The organism is Geomicrobium halophilum (assembly GCF_014207655.1).
GTDB lineage: Bacteria > Bacillota > Bacilli > Bacillales > Marinococcaceae > Geomicrobium > Geomicrobium halophilum.
The window spans coordinates 540,076-557,525 of record NZ_JACHHJ010000001.1 but is presented as its reverse complement, the minus strand read 5'-3'; the positions used below and the strand labels follow the sequence as shown (position 1 = coordinate 557,525).

Annotated in this window: 18 protein-coding genes; 4 read left to right on the top strand and 14 right to left on the bottom strand. The window is 42.5% G+C overall.

The features are described 5' to 3' along the window. Window positions 1–154 precede the first annotated feature (154 nt). Window positions 155–1,621 carry a helix-turn-helix domain-containing protein gene (locus HNR44_RS02705; RefSeq protein ID WP_184402577.1) on the bottom strand — a complete coding sequence of 489 codons (1,467 nt, stop codon included), beginning with the start codon at window positions 1,619–1,621 and terminating at the stop codon, window positions 155–157. A gap of 359 nt (window positions 1,622–1,980) precedes the next feature. Between HNR44_RS02705 and HNR44_RS02700 the strand changes: the two genes are divergently transcribed. After that, window positions 1,981–2,205 (top strand): hypothetical protein, encoded by a 225-nt coding sequence (locus tag HNR44_RS02700; RefSeq protein ID WP_184402576.1) that lies wholly within the window; start codon window positions 1,981–1,983, stop codon window positions 2,203–2,205. A gap of 534 nt (window positions 2,206–2,739) precedes the next feature. On the opposite strand, the gene mnhG is transcribed toward HNR44_RS02700, so the two are convergent. From mnhG to HNR44_RS02660, 8 genes are all read right to left on the bottom strand, one after another. Continuing rightward, the gene (gene mnhG / locus HNR44_RS02695; protein WP_184402575.1) at window positions 2,740–3,114 is read right to left on the bottom strand and encodes a monovalent cation/H(+) antiporter subunit G; all 375 of its coding nucleotides are present in this window, start codon (window positions 3,112–3,114) and stop codon (window positions 2,740–2,742) included. Continuing rightward, window positions 3,101–3,379: a monovalent cation/H+ antiporter complex subunit F gene (locus HNR44_RS02690; RefSeq protein ID WP_221434192.1), complete on the bottom strand. Its 279-nt coding sequence runs from the start codon at window positions 3,377–3,379 to the stop codon at window positions 3,101–3,103. Before HNR44_RS02690 ends, mnhG begins: the two co-directional genes overlap by 14 nt. Then, window positions 3,369–3,857 (bottom strand): Na+/H+ antiporter subunit E, encoded by a 489-nt coding sequence (locus HNR44_RS02685; protein ID WP_184402574.1) that lies wholly within the window; start codon window positions 3,855–3,857, stop codon window positions 3,369–3,371. Before HNR44_RS02685 ends, HNR44_RS02690 begins: the two co-directional genes overlap by 11 nt. Window positions 3,858–3,862: 5 nt before the next feature. After that, a complete protein-coding gene (locus tag HNR44_RS02680) occupies window positions 3,863–5,350 on the bottom strand; it encodes a Na+/H+ antiporter subunit D (RefSeq protein ID WP_184402573.1) in 1,488 nt (495 codons plus the stop codon). Beyond that, a complete protein-coding gene (locus HNR44_RS02675; protein ID WP_184402572.1) occupies window positions 5,343–5,681 on the bottom strand; it encodes a Na(+)/H(+) antiporter subunit C in 339 nt (112 codons plus the stop codon). The genes HNR44_RS02680 and HNR44_RS02675 overlap by 8 nt, the downstream gene beginning before the upstream one ends. Continuing rightward, on the bottom strand, window positions 5,681–6,130 hold the full coding sequence (locus HNR44_RS02670) for an MnhB domain-containing protein (RefSeq protein ID WP_184402571.1): 450 nt from the start codon (window positions 6,128–6,130) through the stop codon (window positions 5,681–5,683). Before HNR44_RS02670 ends, HNR44_RS02675 begins: the two co-directional genes overlap by 1 nt. After that, window positions 6,127–8,550, bottom strand: a complete 2,424-nt coding sequence (locus HNR44_RS02665; RefSeq protein ID WP_184402570.1) for a Na+/H+ antiporter subunit A — start codon at window positions 8,548–8,550, stop codon at window positions 6,127–6,129. The genes HNR44_RS02670 and HNR44_RS02665 overlap by 4 nt, the downstream gene beginning before the upstream one ends. A 229-nt stretch (window positions 8,551–8,779) precedes the next feature. Then, on the bottom strand, window positions 8,780–9,337 hold the full coding sequence (locus HNR44_RS02660) for a tyrosine-type recombinase/integrase (RefSeq protein ID WP_184402569.1): 558 nt from the start codon (window positions 9,335–9,337) through the stop codon (window positions 8,780–8,782). 521 nt (window positions 9,338–9,858) lie between these two features. Between HNR44_RS02660 and HNR44_RS02655 the strand changes: the two genes are divergently transcribed. Next, window positions 9,859–10,260 carry an adenine nucleotide alpha hydrolase family protein gene (locus tag HNR44_RS02655; RefSeq protein ID WP_343069340.1) on the top strand — a complete coding sequence of 134 codons (402 nt, stop codon included), beginning with the start codon at window positions 9,859–9,861 and terminating at the stop codon, window positions 10,258–10,260. Window positions 10,261–10,490: 230 nt separating this feature from the next. On the opposite strand, the gene HNR44_RS02650 is transcribed toward HNR44_RS02655, so the two are convergent. The 5 genes from HNR44_RS02650 to HNR44_RS02630 all read right to left on the bottom strand — a co-directional run bounded on the left by HNR44_RS02650 (window position 10,491) and on the right by HNR44_RS02630 (window position 14,092). Beyond that, window positions 10,491–10,940 carry a sodium:solute symporter family transporter gene (locus HNR44_RS02650; protein WP_184402568.1) on the bottom strand — a complete coding sequence of 150 codons (450 nt, stop codon included), beginning with the start codon at window positions 10,938–10,940 and terminating at the stop codon, window positions 10,491–10,493. A gap of 63 nt (window positions 10,941–11,003) precedes the next feature. Continuing rightward, complete coding sequence (locus HNR44_RS02645) at window positions 11,004–12,038, bottom strand: TAXI family TRAP transporter solute-binding subunit (protein WP_246406939.1); 1,035 nt, start codon at window positions 12,036–12,038, stop codon at window positions 11,004–11,006. A 306-nt stretch (window positions 12,039–12,344) separates the two neighbouring features. Beyond that, window positions 12,345–13,358, bottom strand: coding sequence for a S8 family peptidase (locus HNR44_RS02640; protein ID WP_184402567.1), 1,014 nt, complete (start codon window positions 13,356–13,358; stop codon window positions 12,345–12,347). Between the two features lie 182 nt (window positions 13,359–13,540). After that, window positions 13,541–13,756, bottom strand: a complete 216-nt coding sequence (locus HNR44_RS02635) for a hypothetical protein (protein ID WP_184402566.1) — start codon at window positions 13,754–13,756, stop codon at window positions 13,541–13,543. Window positions 13,757–13,771: 15 nt separating this feature from the next. Beyond that, window positions 13,772–14,092, bottom strand: a complete 321-nt coding sequence (locus HNR44_RS02630) for a hypothetical protein (RefSeq protein ID WP_184402565.1) — start codon at window positions 14,090–14,092, stop codon at window positions 13,772–13,774. A gap of 365 nt (window positions 14,093–14,457) precedes the next feature. Between HNR44_RS02630 and HNR44_RS02625 the strand changes: the two genes are divergently transcribed. Both HNR44_RS02625 and HNR44_RS02620 read left to right on the top strand, forming a co-directional pair. Continuing rightward, a complete protein-coding gene (locus HNR44_RS02625; protein ID WP_184402564.1) occupies window positions 14,458–15,603 on the top strand; it encodes a glycosyltransferase family 2 protein in 1,146 nt (381 codons plus the stop codon). A 450-nt stretch (window positions 15,604–16,053) separates the two neighbouring features. Next, a complete protein-coding gene (locus HNR44_RS02620) occupies window positions 16,054–17,376 on the top strand; it encodes a nucleotide sugar dehydrogenase (RefSeq protein WP_184402563.1) in 1,323 nt (440 codons plus the stop codon). Window positions 17,377–17,450 lie beyond the last annotated feature (74 nt).

The window sequence follows — 17,450 nt, the reverse complement described above, 5'->3', positions numbered from 1 at the left end:
CGTAGCAATGGACTGACGAAAATAACAGAACATAAATTTTCGAATTTAGATAAAAATCAATGATCATTATGAAACCTTCGCATATTTAACCTTCATTTTCTTGCACTTCGATTAGATTTTGTTCATTTTATAAAAATAATATCCTTCTCCCCTTTTAATGAGAACGTCGATACACTTTAGGGGTTTTCCCCGTGTGTTTTTTGAACACCCGGCTAAAGTAATTGGGATTATTGAACCCTGTAGAATTGGAAATATTTTGAATGCTCTCGTCTGAAGAAACAAGTAGTTTCTTAGCTTTTTGAAGGCGGATGGAGAGCAGCATCTCGCGAAAAGAACGCTGATAATTTTTCGAAAGTAAATGACTGAGGTATGAAGCGCTCAGGTCGACATGGCCAGCTACCTGTACCAAATCAATAGCTGGGTCAGTGAAATGTTCTTCCATATATGAAATCGCGCTTTCGACGACATCTTTCCTTTTAATGTTCCCTGTCCGTTCGGTTGATTGAATAAGCTCATTACAAAAAAGAAACATGTCCTGTACAATGCGGTAAAGAACGGGACCGTATAAAATCTTATCGAACGTTTTTTTATAAGAGTCCTCACACTCATGAGAATCCAATCCGTTGCGAATCATGAAGCGACGAATCTGCGCTAAAATACTTGTTAAACGCGTACGCAGTAAGCCCGGTTCAGGATACGGAGGCTCCAGATTGAAAAATTCTTCATACATCCACGTTTTTATTTCTTTGCTTTCACCCTCTTCTAGCATATATACCCATTTTCGTTGCTCTTCCATCGTTAGAAAAGGATCAATATCTTTCCAAGCAACATGGTCTGCCTGTCTTGCTTCTAACACTTGTTTGTACCCGGTGAAAAACGTTGTTTCCATGACCTGGCGCAGTTTTATGTAAATCTGATGTAACGATTCTTCCTTGCTTTGCGAATGGACAGCTACGGTTAAAGGACTCACAAAAGTCCGCTCCCATTCACGTAAAAAACGCTTCGCTTGTCTTACCGACTCAATCATTTCATGATGAAACACAAGTACGATGCGATCGCTCATGGAAAACATGGATGGCGTGTGATAAAAATCAAATTGATCAATAAACTTCCGTAAATGAGGTAAATCAGCGGCAAACTCTGTTTTTAATAAATAAACCGCATACGGAAACGGTTGTTGATCTTCAATGAATAAAGATTCATAACTCACCTTATGTCTAAGGGAAGAGGAGTTCTCCCCTTCAGAAAAGATGGTTATATTTTTGAGAGCCTGCTGCAATGCCTGTTTCACCCGGGAGGGAGAGATCGGCTTCACCCATACATCCACTGCCTGCACGTCCATCGCTTGCATCGTACGTTCAAACGTGGCTTCAGCGGTTATCGCGATCACCTGTTTAGAAAAGTTCTGAATATAGGGCTTGATGACCTCCCATTTGTCATTTGGAACCATGTCCAACTCAAAGCAAACAATATCTGGAGAACCATTCTCTAAATCATCAACCGCGGACGTTAAATCCTCAGCCGTTTCAATCGTCGTAATCGGCAATGAATATTTGGAAATGAACCATTGAATCCCTTGAAGTTCTTCTTTATCCCGGTCTGAGAGTAATAGTCTGTACATTTTTTCCCTCTTATCTTTTATGGATATCGTAAAGTTATTATATCCTGTATTGATTTGATATTCTATTTTAATATTAAAGAAGTTGCTCAAAAGGCCCGGGAAAAAAAGAAAATCACTTTTTCTTCGTGAGAAGTGAATGCTTTCGTGGTGCAAGCAGGATGCTCGAGACGGGCTTCCTTGCACTCCAGAGCATAAAGAAAGTCTAGACTGATTATTAGCCGGATGAATTGAGCCACTTATGCGGATTTATGAGCCGTGGTTTGCAGAATATAGAGCCATTACTATAAATAAAATAACCTCTTGGATAATAAAGTTACATGCAGACAACCAAGCATGAAACTACTATACAGGGGTTTTTTATGGTTCATTGCGGTAAGATTCTGGAACTGTATTTTGAAGGAGTCAGTCAAAGAACCATTAGTTCTAGCACTGGACATTCAAGGAATACAGTCTCTGATGTCGTTCATCGCGCCAAGAAACTTGGTGTTGTAAGTTCGAACGATACGATGACCAATTCATGGCTAGAAGCGTTTCTCTTTCCAGAGATACAAGCTATTGAGAAAGGTTACTTCCCAGTTGATTGAGGACAGTGATGGTGAAAGTGGAAGATAGGTTATTACCCACCTGTATATAGACTAAGGAAAAGGGTTTAGATCATGATGAACTCGTTCGTTGGGCCATTGAGATTATTGATAAGCAATCAGAGGATAAAAGATTCAGATAAGATACACTGCCATTGGAACAGTACCATTCCAATGGCAGTTCATTATTTTGTGATTTACTAACCAGTGGCTCCCTTTTCCGCACTTACTGGCTCAATCTATACGCAATACTCATCGACTCGCCATCTTGGCGACAAGCTAACATTTTCTAAAGCTTCTCGGCTCTTTTTGACCACACTTAAAGAAAACACGCGTCTCTTTTACTCAAAAAGGGCATGTTTCCAACGAATGTACAAACCAAATTCAACCAGCGAGCTGGTCGGGAAAGAAGGGATTTTCGCCCACATCGGTGGGACGGAACCAGAATTGTCGTCAGTCCGCAATATGAGTAAAAAAAAGCGCCCTAAATAGGGAGCTTTTTTCCTTTTTCTGGCGTATAACAGAGTATTTGAGACATTATGATTGATTTTCTTTTGTTTGGCTTTGTCTTCTTTTTGCGTATTCCTCCTTTAGTTCGTCTTCGATGCCAATCTTGTCCATGGGTACGCCGGTGCGGTAGGCGGAGCGGGCAACGGTGAGCGTAACGATTGGCGTAGTGAGAAATACGAACAAGATGACAAGAAGCAGGGTACCAAGGAAAATATCCTGTTGCAGGAGAAAAAAGAAAAAGGTGGCTAACATGGACATGATGACTCCGCCTGTCGCGTTCTTCCCAGTGGCGTGCATGCGCGCATAGACGTCGGGAAAACGCATGAGCCCGAAGGCTGCAAATAGACTGAAAATCGTTCCCGCTCCTGCAAGCAATACAATGATCCCTTCAATAGCGGTCAAAGATAACACCTCTTTCCAGGTACTTGGCGATAGCTATGGATCCGAGACAGGCAAGAATCGCAATAACGACGACGATGTCTGCATAGGCAATGGTTTCATGAATGATCATGATGCTTCCGACGAAACCGATGAGAAGCAGCCCAACAGTATCCAAGGCCAAAGCCCGGTCCGCCATGGTTGGGCCCAAAAGGACCCTTATGAAACAGAGAAAGATAGCCAGGGACTTAATAGATAGGAAAATAATCATAATCGTTTCAAATATCATGTGGCCGGGTCACCTCCAGAATGGTTTTCTCAAAAATGGTCTGCACCCTGTTGATAACAACTTGTTTGTCCTTGATGTCCAGTGCATGTACGTAAACATAGTGGTTATCATCTGAGAATTCGATCGCCATGGTTCCCGGTGTCAATGACATCATCACACCAAACAGTGCCTTTTCCGTGTTGGATTCCAGCCGGGTCGGTACGGCGATGAAACCGGGCGCAATCTTCATGTTGACGCTGGCAAGGATTCTCATCACATAAAGATTGGCGGAAATGAGCTCTCTGAAAAACACTACAATTAGTTTGAGCAAGAAGGCGGCTCTTCTCAGGTAAAACTCCGCGCTCATAAAATGGGCGAGAACCCGGACAACGACCGCTCCTATAACATAACCGAAAACAGCATCTTGTACTGTGTATCTGTTGAAGAAGAGCATCCAGGCAAACATTACCAAAATATTTGTGAATAGTTGAAAGGCCATGTGTTCTACTCCTTTAATACAGAATCGATGTAGATGGAAGGGTCCAACAACTGCTCGGCAATTTCCATTGAAAAACCGAAGGACCATTGCGCTCCCAAACCGATTGTGATCGTGAGGAAGACTAAAGGCAGCACAGGTGCAAGAACATCCATTATAGGTGTCTCACCCTGCTTATTGGAATGTTTCTGTTCGCCCCAGAAAGCATTGATGAAGATTTTCAGCATGGAAAACAGCGTCAGCAGTCCGACAAACATGGCCACAAACGCGATGAGATAGCTCGCTTCCTGCAAACTTTCCAAAACCAACGCAAATTTCCCGAAAAACCCGCTTAGCGGGGGAATTCCGGCGATGGATAAGGCCGGGATCAGAAACAACCACGCCAAAGATGGATGTGTTTTCAGTATACCACCGGTTTTTTTCAAGTCGGTTGTTCCCGTTATCCGTTCTACGACACCCGAAAACAGAAGTAGTGACGTTTTTACAAAAATGTGGTGGAAGTAATAAAAAATCGTTCCTGCCAGAGCCAGTGGTGTAAAAAGACCGATTCCTATAACAATGTAGCCAAGCTGGCTGATGATATGATAAGACAGTATCTTTTTTAAATCGAATGATGATACCGCGCCCAGAACACCAATAAGCATGGTGAAACCGGCGATCAAAAGGATGAGGAAGTGATGGGTGAATGCCACATCTTGGGTAAAGATGAGCGTATACGTACGAATAATCGCATACACCCCTACTTTGGTCAGGAGACCGCCGAACAGGGCTGTAATGGCTATCGGTGCCCCGTAATAGGCCCGAGGAAGCCAGAAATAAAGCGGGAACAATGCCCCTTTCATGGCAAATACAATGAAAAAGAGAATGGCAACAACCGGCAATGCCCCTGTTTCTTCAAGCCCATCGATGCGCTCGGCGATATGGGCCATATTCAACGTTCCTGTGATCCCGTACAGATAGGCAATTCCTGCCAGAAACAGCATGGATGCGAAGATGTTAATAATCGCGTACTTGAAAGATTCACGCAGCTGAAATTTAGTGCCCCCGATGACAATCAGTGCATAGGAGGAAAGAAGCATCACTTCAAAAAACACAAACATATTGAACATGTCGCCAGTCAATGCCGCTCCGTTCACACCGGTGATAAGGAAGAAGAACAACGGGTGGAAATAGTATCTTTCCCTTTCCGGGTGCAGTGTCCTGAAAGCAAAAAAGAGACAACAGACACCGACCAGCGAGGAGACAGCAACGACGGTAACAGACAATAAGTCGGCCACCATCACAATCCCGAATGGCGCGGGCCATGTTCCCAGTTCCAAGGTGGCAATCCCATCATTATTATAAGTGTAAACGGCCAGATATAAAGATGCGGCCAATGTCGCTATCGCTGATAATCCACTCATAAACCGTTGAAGGCGGTGTCGCTTGACGAGCAATATAAGCAGTGCACCTGCAAGCACAGGAATCAGAATAGGCAGTACGACTATATTACTCATTATCAGCACCTCTCAATTTTTCCAGGTCGTCTGTTTTATGGGCTTTGTACGTTCGATATGCCAGAACAATAAGGAAAGAGGTCAAACCGAATCCGATGACGATCGCTGTCAGAATGACGGCGTGCGGTAAAGGATCGGTGGAGTCGCTGCCACTCAAATCAACGAGAGGGGCTGAACCTGTGTTTAAACCAGCCATAGTGAGGATGAGCATATGAACAGCGTGAGAGATGACCATGAATCCGCCTATAACTCTAAGCAAACTTCTGCAAAGCAAGAGATATGTGCCCACGCTAAAAAGGACTCCGATCCCTATGAATATTAAATATTCCATTAGTTCTCATCTTCCTCCTCTTCATCACCGGCAATTTGCAACATAATAACCATAGCTGCCCCGACCACAACAAAATAAATTCCCAAGTCAAAAGGCAGGGCGGTTGTCAGTTCTATTTCACCGAAAAACGGAAAATCAAAGTAATCGAAATACTGGGTTAGATAAGCGTCATTGGTGAAAAAACCAATGGCACCAGTGCCCAGAGACAATACTAGACCAATTGATATTAAACCAGGAAATGTAAAACGGATATATTCATTGGCTTTATCCCGGTCGAATACAAGGTAGATAAATGCGAGCGCACATGCTGTTGTCAGCCCTCCGATAAAACCTCCGCCGGGGTTGTTATGACCGGCGAAAAGAAAGTAAAGCGAGAAGGCAAGGACGAAGTAGCTCGTGGTTATTAACAGTACCTGTTGCATCACGTCATGGGACCGTGAATACTTCATATATCTTCCCCTCCCTTGAACCGGTGTTTAACCAACATGATAATCGCCAGTGCGACGATGCCGAGCACCAAGGCTTCCAGAACCGTGTCAAAGCCACGGAAATCAACGAGCGTCACGTTGACGATATTATATCCGCCGCCAAGAGGAACGGCATTTTCGATAAAGTAATCGGATATGGCGGTAAAGTCCAAATCAAGCCTTAACGCGTAGGCACTAATCGAAAGCATGGTAACAAGCGCTCCTACACTGGCGGCTATGAGAACATTCACGGTATTATAGGACCGGTTCTCGGTCTCTGTCGTCATTTCAGGCAAATGCCGGAAAGCGAGCATAAGGACGATGAGCAGCACGGTTTCCACGAGCAGTTGCGTCAAAGCCAGATCCGGGGCACTAAAGATGGTGAAAAATAACGCTACCATCAGCCCGAGAACACCGATTGTGATGATAAAGGTGATCCGTGATTTGATAAACGGCAGGACGGCCGCGGCTCCGACCAAGGTGAACATGACCACGTACATATACAACGGCGTGTCCATGGTGGACGCTATTCCTTCAGGAAGGTCTTGGAATGAACCGGATCGCCACATGGTTACGGCGAGCAGCATAACGATGAACACAAGCATATACACGAAATAATCACGAAGGCGACCTGTCATCTGCAAACGTGTAATCCACTGAGAACCGTCTTGCAACTTGCCTATCCCTTGATCATAGAATATGTTGACCACATCCCGATCCTTACTGTAAATCTCCCACTCTGTCCATTTGTTGTGGTATAAGAACGCGATGACACCTACAGCGACGACCCCAATGGACATAAACAGTTCGATCTCGAAACCGTGCCAAAGAGTTAAGGAATAAGGTTCCAGTTCAACGGAGATCCCTGTAAGAATGCTCGTCACCGAAGGGTGAATCAAGACATTGGTTAAAATGTTCGGAAACAAACCGAGGATAATGACGAGACCGCCGAGTAAAATGGGACTGACTAGCAGACCCGGTGATGCCTCGTGCACATCGACCCAGTAATTTGCCCTGTCGTATTTGCCCATAAATGTTTTATAGAACATGTACGCGCAGTAGATGAATGTGAAAATGCTGGCTATCCAGGCTATCATCGGAATGATAATGGACCAATCGCCCATGCCGAAAAAGGGCAGATCGGTGACTTCAATCATGTTTGCGAAAAACATCTCTTTACTGATAAAGCCGTTAAACGGGGGGATCCCCGCCATTGCTGCCAAGCCTACCGCAGAGACGGTGAATGTGACCGGCATGATCGTCATTAGGCCGCCCAATTTATAAAGAGTTCGTGTTCCGGTTTCATGGTCGATAATGCCGGCGACCATAAATAGGCTTCCCTTAAAGGTCGAGTGGTTAATTAAGTGAAACATAGCCGTAACAATGGCGCCGGCATACATCATTTCCAACTCTGGATCTTGTGCGTACAGAGCGGCGGAACCCACACCGAGCAGAGACATAATAAGTCCCAATTGGCTGACGGTGGAAAAAGCCAAAATCGCTTTAAGGTCTTTTTGCCGGACAGCAGAAATAGCACCCCAGAACATTGTGAACAGCCCGGTTATGAGAATAATCCAAAACCATTCTGCTGAACCTCCGAAAATGGGCATCATCCGGGCAACGAGGTAAATGCCCGCTTTCACCATCGTTGCGGAGTGCAGATAGGCACTGACAGGTGTGGGGGCCTCCATGGCGTCAGGCAGCCATATATGGAACGGAAATTGAACCGACTTTGTAAATGCTCCGAGAAGGACTAGAATCATGGCGGGGAGGAACAGAGCATGGTCCATTATTACATCTGCCTCACCAATTATTTCCCTGATGCTGAAAGTGCCGGTCATGATATAAAGAAGCATAAATCCGACTAGCATGGCAAAACCGCCGAATACCGTGATGAGCATCGACTTCTGCGCTCCGAACATTGGTTTTTTCCGAATGAACCAAAAACCTATCAGCAAGGTGGATGCCAGGCTTGTTAATTCCCAGAACGCATAGAGGACAATAAGATTGTCCGACAAAACAACACCCAGCATGGCACCGATAAACATGAGCAGATACACATAAAAGTTCTGCAGACGTTCCTTCTTTTTATCGAGATAATAGATAGAGTATAAAACCACTAACGCCCCGATACCTGTGATGAGAAGAAGAAACAGAAAACTGAGCCCGTCAATATAGACGGAGAAATTGATATCGAGCATGGGTACCCAGGGAACCGTATGAAGCATAGACTCTCCATCGGCAATCAAGGATGAGTAACTAACCCAACTCACAACCACGAGGGTGAGCGGAACAAAAAGAACAAACCATCCTGTATGTACGCGAGGAAACACTCTTCCTAACAAAGGCACAAAAACGGCCGCCAGGAAAGGAATGAGAATAATCCAATGTAATAACGACAAAAAAATCACTCCTGATGATTTGAATGTATCGTAATGAAGCATACGATGATTGATCACAATCGTTCGTTTCCGAAACAATGTGCAGGCATCAACGTATTCACAGGGTGTGCTGGTATTATCAGAACAGCTCCTGTTCACTTTCTCTGGGTTACACAACAATATGATAACATATGATTATGTAACCCAATCAACTCATACGATTTATCATCAGGTAAAACCGATCCTTCCATCACAAGTCGACATCAATAAGCGGGGGTCCGATTTCTTCCTGTTTTACGCCGATATAGTGTAATGTTTCCGAAGGTGTTGCGTGATGGAAACGTTCTTCAAGCAAAGATAAGGAAACGCCCTGGATGAACGCATGATAACCGAATGTTTTTCGCAGTGTATGGGTTCCGATATGACCATGGATACCGACATCGGTAGCTGCCCTCCGTATGATTCGATATGCCTGCTGCCGTGTGATGGCCTGGTGGTTGTAATTTGAAAGGAAGACATGTTCTTCCGAGCGAATGGTTGTTTTTTCTTTGATATACTTACGGATGGCTTGTTTCGCGCTTTTGTTTAAATAAATAGCCGGTTCGTTATCGGAAATCACCAAAAACTCTTTAGGCTGGGCCTTCTCATCCGTGATATGTTTCATCCGCAGTTCCAGTAAATGGCTGACTCTTAACCCAGTATTGATCCCGAGAGTGAAAAGTAAATAATCCCGAAGTGAACGTTTTTTTAAGCTCTGTTTGATCCCCCGTATTTGATCCAGGTCACGAATCGGTTCTACATATTCCATAGTTACCTCCCCATTAGCAGTGCATAAGATTGGAAATATTAAACATATGATAGCAAAAAAAACGAGCGTCCTTCCCCATTTAACATAAAGGGATATGCGGAAAAGTTAAAAGAGAAGGCGCTGCAACAAAGACTGATAATACTTGGATGGATCCATTATATGATAAAAAACTTAGACTGTATTTGTCGAACTAGTGCGCTTTGAGAAAGCAGACGATCTTACCGAATCTCGCGAACCACGCACGTAACGAGATAGGACAAATAGTTGTGAGGGGAGGTCACTATGAAAAAAACGAAGGTCATGAGATGAAAGAATTATGGTATCTGTGTATTATTGAGCGAACAGTGAGAAGCTTATTCAGCGCGGTTGCAGAATCGCGGACATGCTCGGGTGCCCTTTAGACATTTTGACGATCGATTCAAACCCACTCGATGAACTGGACGCTGAGAAAGTGGATTACGTTGATCGTTGGAAGAAGTGGGTGAGTAAATACGGCATCGATGAACTTATCATCAAGGATAATGAAGCGCGCTGTTCCAAAAGTGATCGGGGTAGTTGCTCGAGAAAAGCATATCACCCAGATTATTCTCGACCAGACGACCCAGAGGCGTTTGAGCGAACTCGCGAAAGAATCGTTGATTAAATCGCTTTTAAAAGAAATCCCATTCATTGATCTCCACCTCGTCACAGTTGCTCGTACATTGGAGGATCAACACGGCCATTTTGAGAAAGGTGGCCGTGCCTATTTAGTCCGGGAGTGGGAATATCACCGCCTCTCCTTCAATCACACAGCGGATAGTGAGCATGAAGGTTTGTTCTTCAAGGAACTGGGCACGGATTTCAACAACGGTATATTTAAATTTCTGAAAGATGGGGAGGCAATGCAGGTTCACGTCACAGATGATTACGTTAAGGAATTGTAGAATGTAAGCATCACTGCGTCTGTCAAATAGCACAACGAGAGGATCTTTCGAAAACGACTGTTAAACGGCGTTCTCGGAAGATCTTTTTTATACTGAGAAAACCAAAGTTGTTATTCTTCCCGGGAGCGTTGAGGTTTGGGTTTCGGGAGCGCGCGGAAAACGATGATGGAAATCCCGATCACGAGCAGCCATAAACCCAGAATGAGAAATCGCCATTACGGCCGATGACGTCAAGAAACGCTCCCACAAAATACAGGACGCAGTAATGGACTGTCAAAACGCTCAGCCAAATAATCTGAAACGGTCAACTGCCCAAAACGTCTTAATTTTGGACCAATTAGAAAAAGAAGAATAAAATAGCTCCAAGCAATCCCAACAGCGATCCACATCGTACCGGTCCCAAAATCATAAAAACATGCCACCATACCAAGAAAAGTGGCGCCACTAATCCCTGAAGCAAATAGTGAACCCGTGATTAAATACCAACACCCTGCTCGTGCTGCATCATAGAAAAATATGAGACCTTTAGTCTTCATATAAGAGTAAATACCAAAAACAGTCATAATGAGAAAAACGAGACCGATTCCAATATAAATGAGCCCAGCATCCATATCACCCTTTTGGACAATCGGAGCAAGACCGAAAAGAAGCACGCCATGCATATCCGCAAACCAATCCATCTTCCTCACCCTATTCTAATCGCTTGTTCACCAAAATAACTGGACACCAAGGTCCAGTCAGTATTAATCTAATAAACCATTCTCTTCGAAATACCTTTCGGCACCAGGATGAAGCGGTAAGCCCTCGGAACCGGTCATCATGTCATCCATTGTCATGTGTGAGGCTTGATCATGCGTTAGATCTTCAATATTTTCATATAGCCCTTTGACAATCTCATAACCTAGTTCCTCATCAATATCCTCTGTCGAACCGATCAAAACCGCGTAAGCTCCGATCGCATCTACATCTTCATATAGAAAATCGTAACCATCCGCTTCAATAAGAATATGTTCATACATGGTGTTTTCTTCAATATCTTCTAAAGCTTCTGGCTCGATAGATAACAAGTCAATATCTCGTTGTAAAGCCAGCTCTGTAATACTACTTGCCGGCAGCCCGAGTAAACCTGAGATTGCATCAACGTTCCCATCTTGAAGGAAACTGGCCGCATCACCAAACCCTTCTTCAAAGACATCGTAATCATCTTCATACAATCCATGTGCTTCAAGTACCGTTTCGGTCGCATCTTGTGATGAAGAATTCGGGAGCCCAGTGTTAATGCTCATCCCCTCTAGTTCTGGAATCGAATTGATTCCAGCATCGGCAGCGACTGCAAGCTGGTTGGTTTCAGGATAAATGTAGCCCATAAAACCAAAGTCATCAAACACTTCACCTTGAAATGACCCTTCCCCCTCCAGAGCCTCTAATGCAGGAATGTGTACGGTCATTCCTAATTCCAAATCTTGATTCGACACACGTGCAATATTTTCTACCGAAGCTTCTGTAGCAACTGAGCTCACATGAAAGCCATCTACATCCACATGTTCATTCATTACATTTGCCATTTCTTGACCAAGTGCGTAATAAGTCCCTCCAGTAGAGCCTGTTCCTAGTTGAATTGAAATCTCTTCGTCTTCGTCTCCCCCTTCATCTACCTCGTCACTACCAGCCATATCCTCCTCTTCCACTTCAGGGATGTCAGCATCATCATTACAAGCAGTAAGGATCATGGTCATAGCCAATGACATAGTGATAAATCGTAAAGAAATCTTTTTCAATTGAAATCTCCTCCCAACGTGAAATAGTAAAATTATTTCACTGAATTATTAGATAATTGTCAATGCTATATATGTTTGATAAATCTTTTTATCAATATCTGTACACTATTTATTGATAACGCTGCAAACGCTGATTTGCTAAAAGATCCAGCCTTTATCTCAAACGGTAGCTCATGAACATGCGAATGCTGTAGCCAGCTATTTAGGGTTATCCCCCAGGGAATAGATTGCGTGTTCATGACAAGCTGAAAGGCGTACCCCATAGAGTGATACGCCTTATCAGTTACATAAAATAGTGGGTTCCTATCAAGATTTTCTTTCTTGTTTACTAGACCTTCTCCCTATTTTATTCGCTTGCTCCTTTCGTTGACCGGCAAATCGCTCAGCAACTCGATCTACAAGCCCGAGTGTTAAGAAACCACTTCCTTCAGCTTGATTGGTATAACCAATTGGGGTTGTCCGTCGAATTAACTGTGCATATATTTCCGCTTCTGAAAGGGAGCGGTTAAAATCACGTTCAGCCAAGTTAATTAACATCGCTACACCACCCGCAACATGGGGCGTAGACATCGATGTGCCTGTTAGTTCCGCATACTCTCCATTGATATACGTGGATAAGATATTAACACCAGGAGCGACGAGATCAATTTCATCATTCGTATTCGTAAATTCAGTAATTTCCAAATCAAAGTTGACGGCTCCAACAGCGATCACTTCATTATATGCTGCGGGATATGCAAACTCATCCGTGCTCTCCTCACCATCTCCTTCATTCCCTGCCGCGCACACTACAGAAATCTCCTGCTCCACCGCATATTGAATCACTTCATGGAGTTGTTCAATATCTTCAGGGCCGCCGAGCGACATGGTTATCACCCGAATTCGTTCGTCATTTGGCCCTCTCCAATCCACTGCATATCGAATCGATTCAATAATCCACTCCATTTGGCCGCTGCCATCACCGCTCAAAGCTTTTAAAATGAAAAGATCTGCTCGTGGAGCGACGCCTAAAACTCCATTCCCCGTCTGCGTAGCAGCAACTGTTCCTGCCACATGCGTTCCATGACCATTATTATCCGAATAATTGGTCTCATCCCCATTGTAATCAGTTGTAAAGTTTCTTCCTCCAATGATCCTTTCCTGTAAATCAGGGTGATCCATTTGACACCCTGTATCAATGACCGCGACGACTTGACCTTCACCCTCTTCACCAGACTCCCATAATGTGGGAGCTTCTACCATTTCAATCCCTGGCGGTACTTCAGATGACGTTTTAACGACTCTTTCACGCTTAAAAGGAATCAGACGAGCCTTCTTCATAACTTTCCCCTCCTTAAACGACGAGTTATAGATTTCTCCCCTTTTTCCGTTTCAATAAAACCAAATATTTGAATAAATTTTATTTTAGGAAATAATTACTACTCCTGTTTTATCTCTTATATTTTTGGCAATGAAAAAGCAAAAGTACTGCCTCAAAAGGACAGTACTTTGATCATAAACGGTTAAGCTGCTGCTTCTCCTGGAAACCGAACAAAGTTAATCGAATTAACCGATATAAACACCCGATTTCCTGGACCATAATCGTCACTTCCAATTACGAGGACAAGGTTTGCTGAGACACTAACGAGTATACCTTCAATCAGGTTGTTGTCTGTCGCTATTTCAACACTTGCCCCCAAGCGATTAGCTAACTCAGCACTAAAAAATTGTTCAAACAAGGTATTTTCACTCCTTTACAGTTCGGTTACAGTTTCAATTTGTTCTAAAGGCACAAGGACTTGAGATCCAGTGTTATCAACCAAAACAGCATAGTCGGCCCTAACTGCCAGCAATGTACCTTCAATTACACCAAAAGCAGTAGCAATCTGTACTTGTTCAGTCACTAGACTACGCAACAATTCTTCCAGTGAATCTGCTATACCATTTTCAGGGGTTTCACCATTTGGTGGGGTTTCACCATTTTCTTCACCATCTAAATTAATTCGTTTAGAAAGCCTCAATTCAATAAGACTGTTGAGTAAATCCACTGAGGTGGATAATTCTCCGTTTGCCATTATAATCCTCCTTTCATTGTTTACTTATATTAAATGCAATATTTTCTTGGCTGTATAGGAGGGACTCACTTTTTATAAGCCTAGTTTTTCAAAAATCCACGGTTGTCCGCGTCATATATATACACTTTTCCTTAAATAATAGCATTGATTATATGAGAGGATATTTCAGTTCATGGAAAAGAATTAGCTTTATGAGGTTAAAGCAATTGGGGGGAATAAAGTTGAAAGATATTACGGTTTTACTTCTCAATTATTCTAATTACAGGTCTATACAAAAAGCTTTATCATCCTTGTATAAAATACAAAAGCGTATCAAAGCTATATGGATTATACATGCAGCCAACTCGAGTCTAAAAAGAAAGAATATGAATGACAATGTAATAGGAAATACCTGGTCAATCGTCATGAGTAACAACGACCTAGGAGAAACTTTAAATCAAACACTCCATAAAATCGAAAGTAACTACGTAATGTTTTTACAAGACCAAGAATACCTATCTTCAAATATCGAACCATCAACACTAGCTTTGAGTCATCCAAAATTTGTGATGACTGATTCACGCTACTTTCGTAATCTTGTTCTCCATCAACCTTTTTTCGTAAAAACGACTCTTTTACAAAAAACAAAGTTTTTTACGAAAAGTCAACTTCCCTTTCAAAAGGCTCTTCTACCATCCTGGCTAAGTACAATCAATCATAAGCATGTATGTTCGATCGATCAAGAATGGGTGAAACAACCTCAAAAAAATAGTTCAGTAAGAGAACTTGAAAAGTTACATTTCTTAAAAAAATATGAATCCTATACAATAGCTACAGCGTCCCCAACCGTTTCCGTTATCCTCTCCAATTTCAATATGGAATCATACGTTGAAGCCGCCATTGCATCCTGTATTCTGCAAAACACCCCTGTTGATCAGCTGCTAATGATCGATGATGGCTCAAATGATCATTCTTATCATCAAATGGAAAAATGGCAAGAACATGAACAAGTGACACTGTTTCAAAAAGAAAATCAAGGGAAAGCACGAGCACTCAATGATTTACTTCCCCATGTCGAAAGTGACTTTGTCATGGAATTGGATGCCGATGACTGGCTGGATCCTAATGCCCTCTCAACGATCAAGGAAAAACTCCGCCAGCTTCCGAAAGATGTCTCCGTATTGTATGGGAACCTTAGAAAATGGAAGCAAATGTCCTCCGGTGACGTGATGTTTAAAGGCATCGCTAAAGGAAAAGCCGTCAAAACAGAAAATGAGCTGTTATCCTATCGCTTTCCATTGGGACCAAGGATTTATCGTACTTGTTCTTTAAAACAAGCAGGTGGCTTCCCTGTTATCTCTTTTGAAAATGGATGGCTTTATGAAGACGTTAGTGTTCTCATGCAATTACTCAAAAGAAGTTCATTTTCCTATCAAGATTTTACGGTTTACAACGTGCGGGAGCATAATGCCAGTATTAGTAAACAAAATCTCTCTAAGTGGAATGATTTTTTGAAATATTTGAAACGATAAAAAAACCCCCCCGCACTCCTCTGGTTCATGGTACTCCCCTACAAGCATGAGCCCATTCTTTGCGATTAATTCCGCAACCTACATTTTTTGCCCCCAAATGTGTACTTCTACTTTATTTTCAACTGTTTTTTACTTTTGTCCATGTCATCGAAATACTACTCGTCATAGAATACGTCAGAAAAAAGTAAAACTCCTCGCTGGTAAACAGGAAGCTGTTACATGCTAAAAATGCGAACCGATTTGCTTATTCCTTTTATCAGATATCATCCTACCATTTCGTTCTATGAAGGACTTATACACACAAGATGTCAGAAAAGAACGACTAATCGCGCTTTTCCATGAAAGTACTAGAAGCCACAGGTAGCAGATAATCGCCGTTTCAAATATAGAGATTGCTAATAAAATACAAAAACACGGAGTATAGAATTATACAAAGAAAGGAGCCAAACATTGGACAATAATAAACGGACACCCATCTATAAGCCTGCGAAAACCAAAGTCGGGGTAATCGGTTTAGGTTACGTAGGGTTACCACTAGCCTTGTTATTTTCACAAAAAGATTATCAAGTTACTGGTATAGATATTAATGTAAGTAAAATTAATGATTTACTTACATGTTCGAGTTATATCCCTGATGTAACAAATGACGAGGTAGAGACAGCTCTTTCATCAGGAAAAATAACCTTCACAAGTGATTATGACGTCATACAAACACTTGATATCATCGTCATATCTGTCCCTACCCCATTAAAGAATGATAGGACGCCAGATTTACGTTATTTAAAAAGTGTAAGTGAAGAGCTGTACCCAAGACTTCACAAAAATCAACTCGTCATCTTGGAAAGCTCCACCTATCCAGGAACTACTCGTGAAGTCATTCAACCTATCTTGGAAAAAAGTAAATTAAAGGTTGGAAAGGATTTGTATTTAGGATATTCTCCCGAACGCATTGACCCAGGGAATAAAACATTAAACGTAGAGAAGATCCCAAAAGTAGTTAGCGGGGTCACGGAAAACTGCCGATTATTTATTTCACGCTTTTATCACAGTATCTTTGAGAAAATTGTTTCTGTCTCATCAGTTGAAGTCGCTGAAATCTCCAAACTATTGGAGAACAGTTATCGCTTTATTAATATTTCTTTCATCAATGAAATGGCCATGCTCTGTGACCACTTAAATATTAACATTTGGGAAGTCATTGCTTCTGCCAGTTCAAAGCCTTATGGTTTTCAAGCCTTTTACCCCGGGCCAGGTATAGGCGGGCACTGTATTCCGGTCGACCCTTTATATTTATATTGGGTAGGAAAAGAGCATGATTTTCACAACCAATTTCTATTTTTAGCAGAACAAACGAATGACCAAATTTCCTCCTATGTCGTTAATCAAGTTAAAAAACAAATCGAAGAAATGAAAAGCATCAAAAATGCAAACATCATATTATGCGGGATCACATATAAGGAAGATTCCAATGATGTAAGAAGCTCCCCTCCCGTACAGATCATGCATCAATTTCTACAGATGGGTGCAAATACGATGTACTACGACCCTTTTGTATCTAATATTATGATCGATAACCACGAATACCAGAGCATGTCGCTCTCCGTAGAATTATTAGAGCAAGCGGATGTTGTTGTCATCCTAACAAACCACTCCAACTTGCCTATCCAAAAAATATTAAACCATGCAAAACTTGTATATGACACAAGAAATGCGACAAGCGACATGGAAGGAAAGGCCAAAGTTGTTAAATTGGGCGGAGGAGGTGACCGATGATCGCTTTGATGACTGATGGAAAAGCGAGAGGGGCTGAGTGTAGAACAACTGTCATCTAAAAATGGCAGGAAACA

Excerpts from the sequence above, each read along its gene's own strand:
- HNR44_RS02660 (WP_184402569.1), bottom strand. The coding sequence starts at position 9,337 with ATGGAATATGTAGAACCGATTCGTGACCTGGATCAAATACGGGGGATC.
- HNR44_RS02700 (WP_184402576.1), top strand. The coding sequence starts at position 1,981 with ATGGTTCATTGCGGTAAGATTCTGGAACTGTATTTTGAAGGAGTCAGT.
- HNR44_RS02650 (WP_184402568.1), bottom strand. The coding sequence starts at position 10,940 with ATGGATTGGTTTGCGGATATGCATGGCGTGCTTCTTTTCGGTCTTGCT.
- HNR44_RS02655 (WP_343069340.1), top strand. The coding sequence starts at position 9,859 with ATGAAGCGCGCTGTTCCAAAAGTGATCGGGGTAGTTGCTCGAGAAAAG.
- HNR44_RS02680 (WP_184402573.1), bottom strand. The coding sequence starts at position 5,350 with ATGAGTAATATAGTCGTACTGCCTATTCTGATTCCTGTGCTTGCAGGT.
- HNR44_RS02625 (WP_184402564.1), top strand. The coding sequence starts at position 14,458 with ATGAATGACAATGTAATAGGAAATACCTGGTCAATCGTCATGAGTAAC.
- HNR44_RS02670 (WP_184402571.1), bottom strand. The coding sequence starts at position 6,130 with ATGAAGTATTCACGGTCCCATGACGTGATGCAACAGGTACTGTTAATA.
- HNR44_RS02690 (WP_221434192.1), bottom strand. The coding sequence starts at position 3,379 with ATGATATTTGAAACGATTATGATTATTTTCCTATCTATTAAGTCCCTG.
- HNR44_RS02705 (WP_184402577.1), bottom strand. The coding sequence starts at position 1,621 with ATGTACAGACTATTACTCTCAGACCGGGATAAAGAAGAACTTCAAGGG.
- HNR44_RS02630 (WP_184402565.1), bottom strand. The coding sequence starts at position 14,092 with ATGGCAAACGGAGAATTATCCACCTCAGTGGATTTACTCAACAGTCTT.
- HNR44_RS02675 (WP_184402572.1), bottom strand. The coding sequence starts at position 5,681 with ATGGAATATTTAATATTCATAGGGATCGGAGTCCTTTTTAGCGTGGGC.
- HNR44_RS02685 (WP_184402574.1), bottom strand. The coding sequence starts at position 3,857 with ATGGCCTTTCAACTATTCACAAATATTTTGGTAATGTTTGCCTGGATG.
- HNR44_RS02640 (WP_184402567.1), bottom strand. The coding sequence starts at position 13,358 with ATGAAGAAGGCTCGTCTGATTCCTTTTAAGCGTGAAAGAGTCGTTAAA.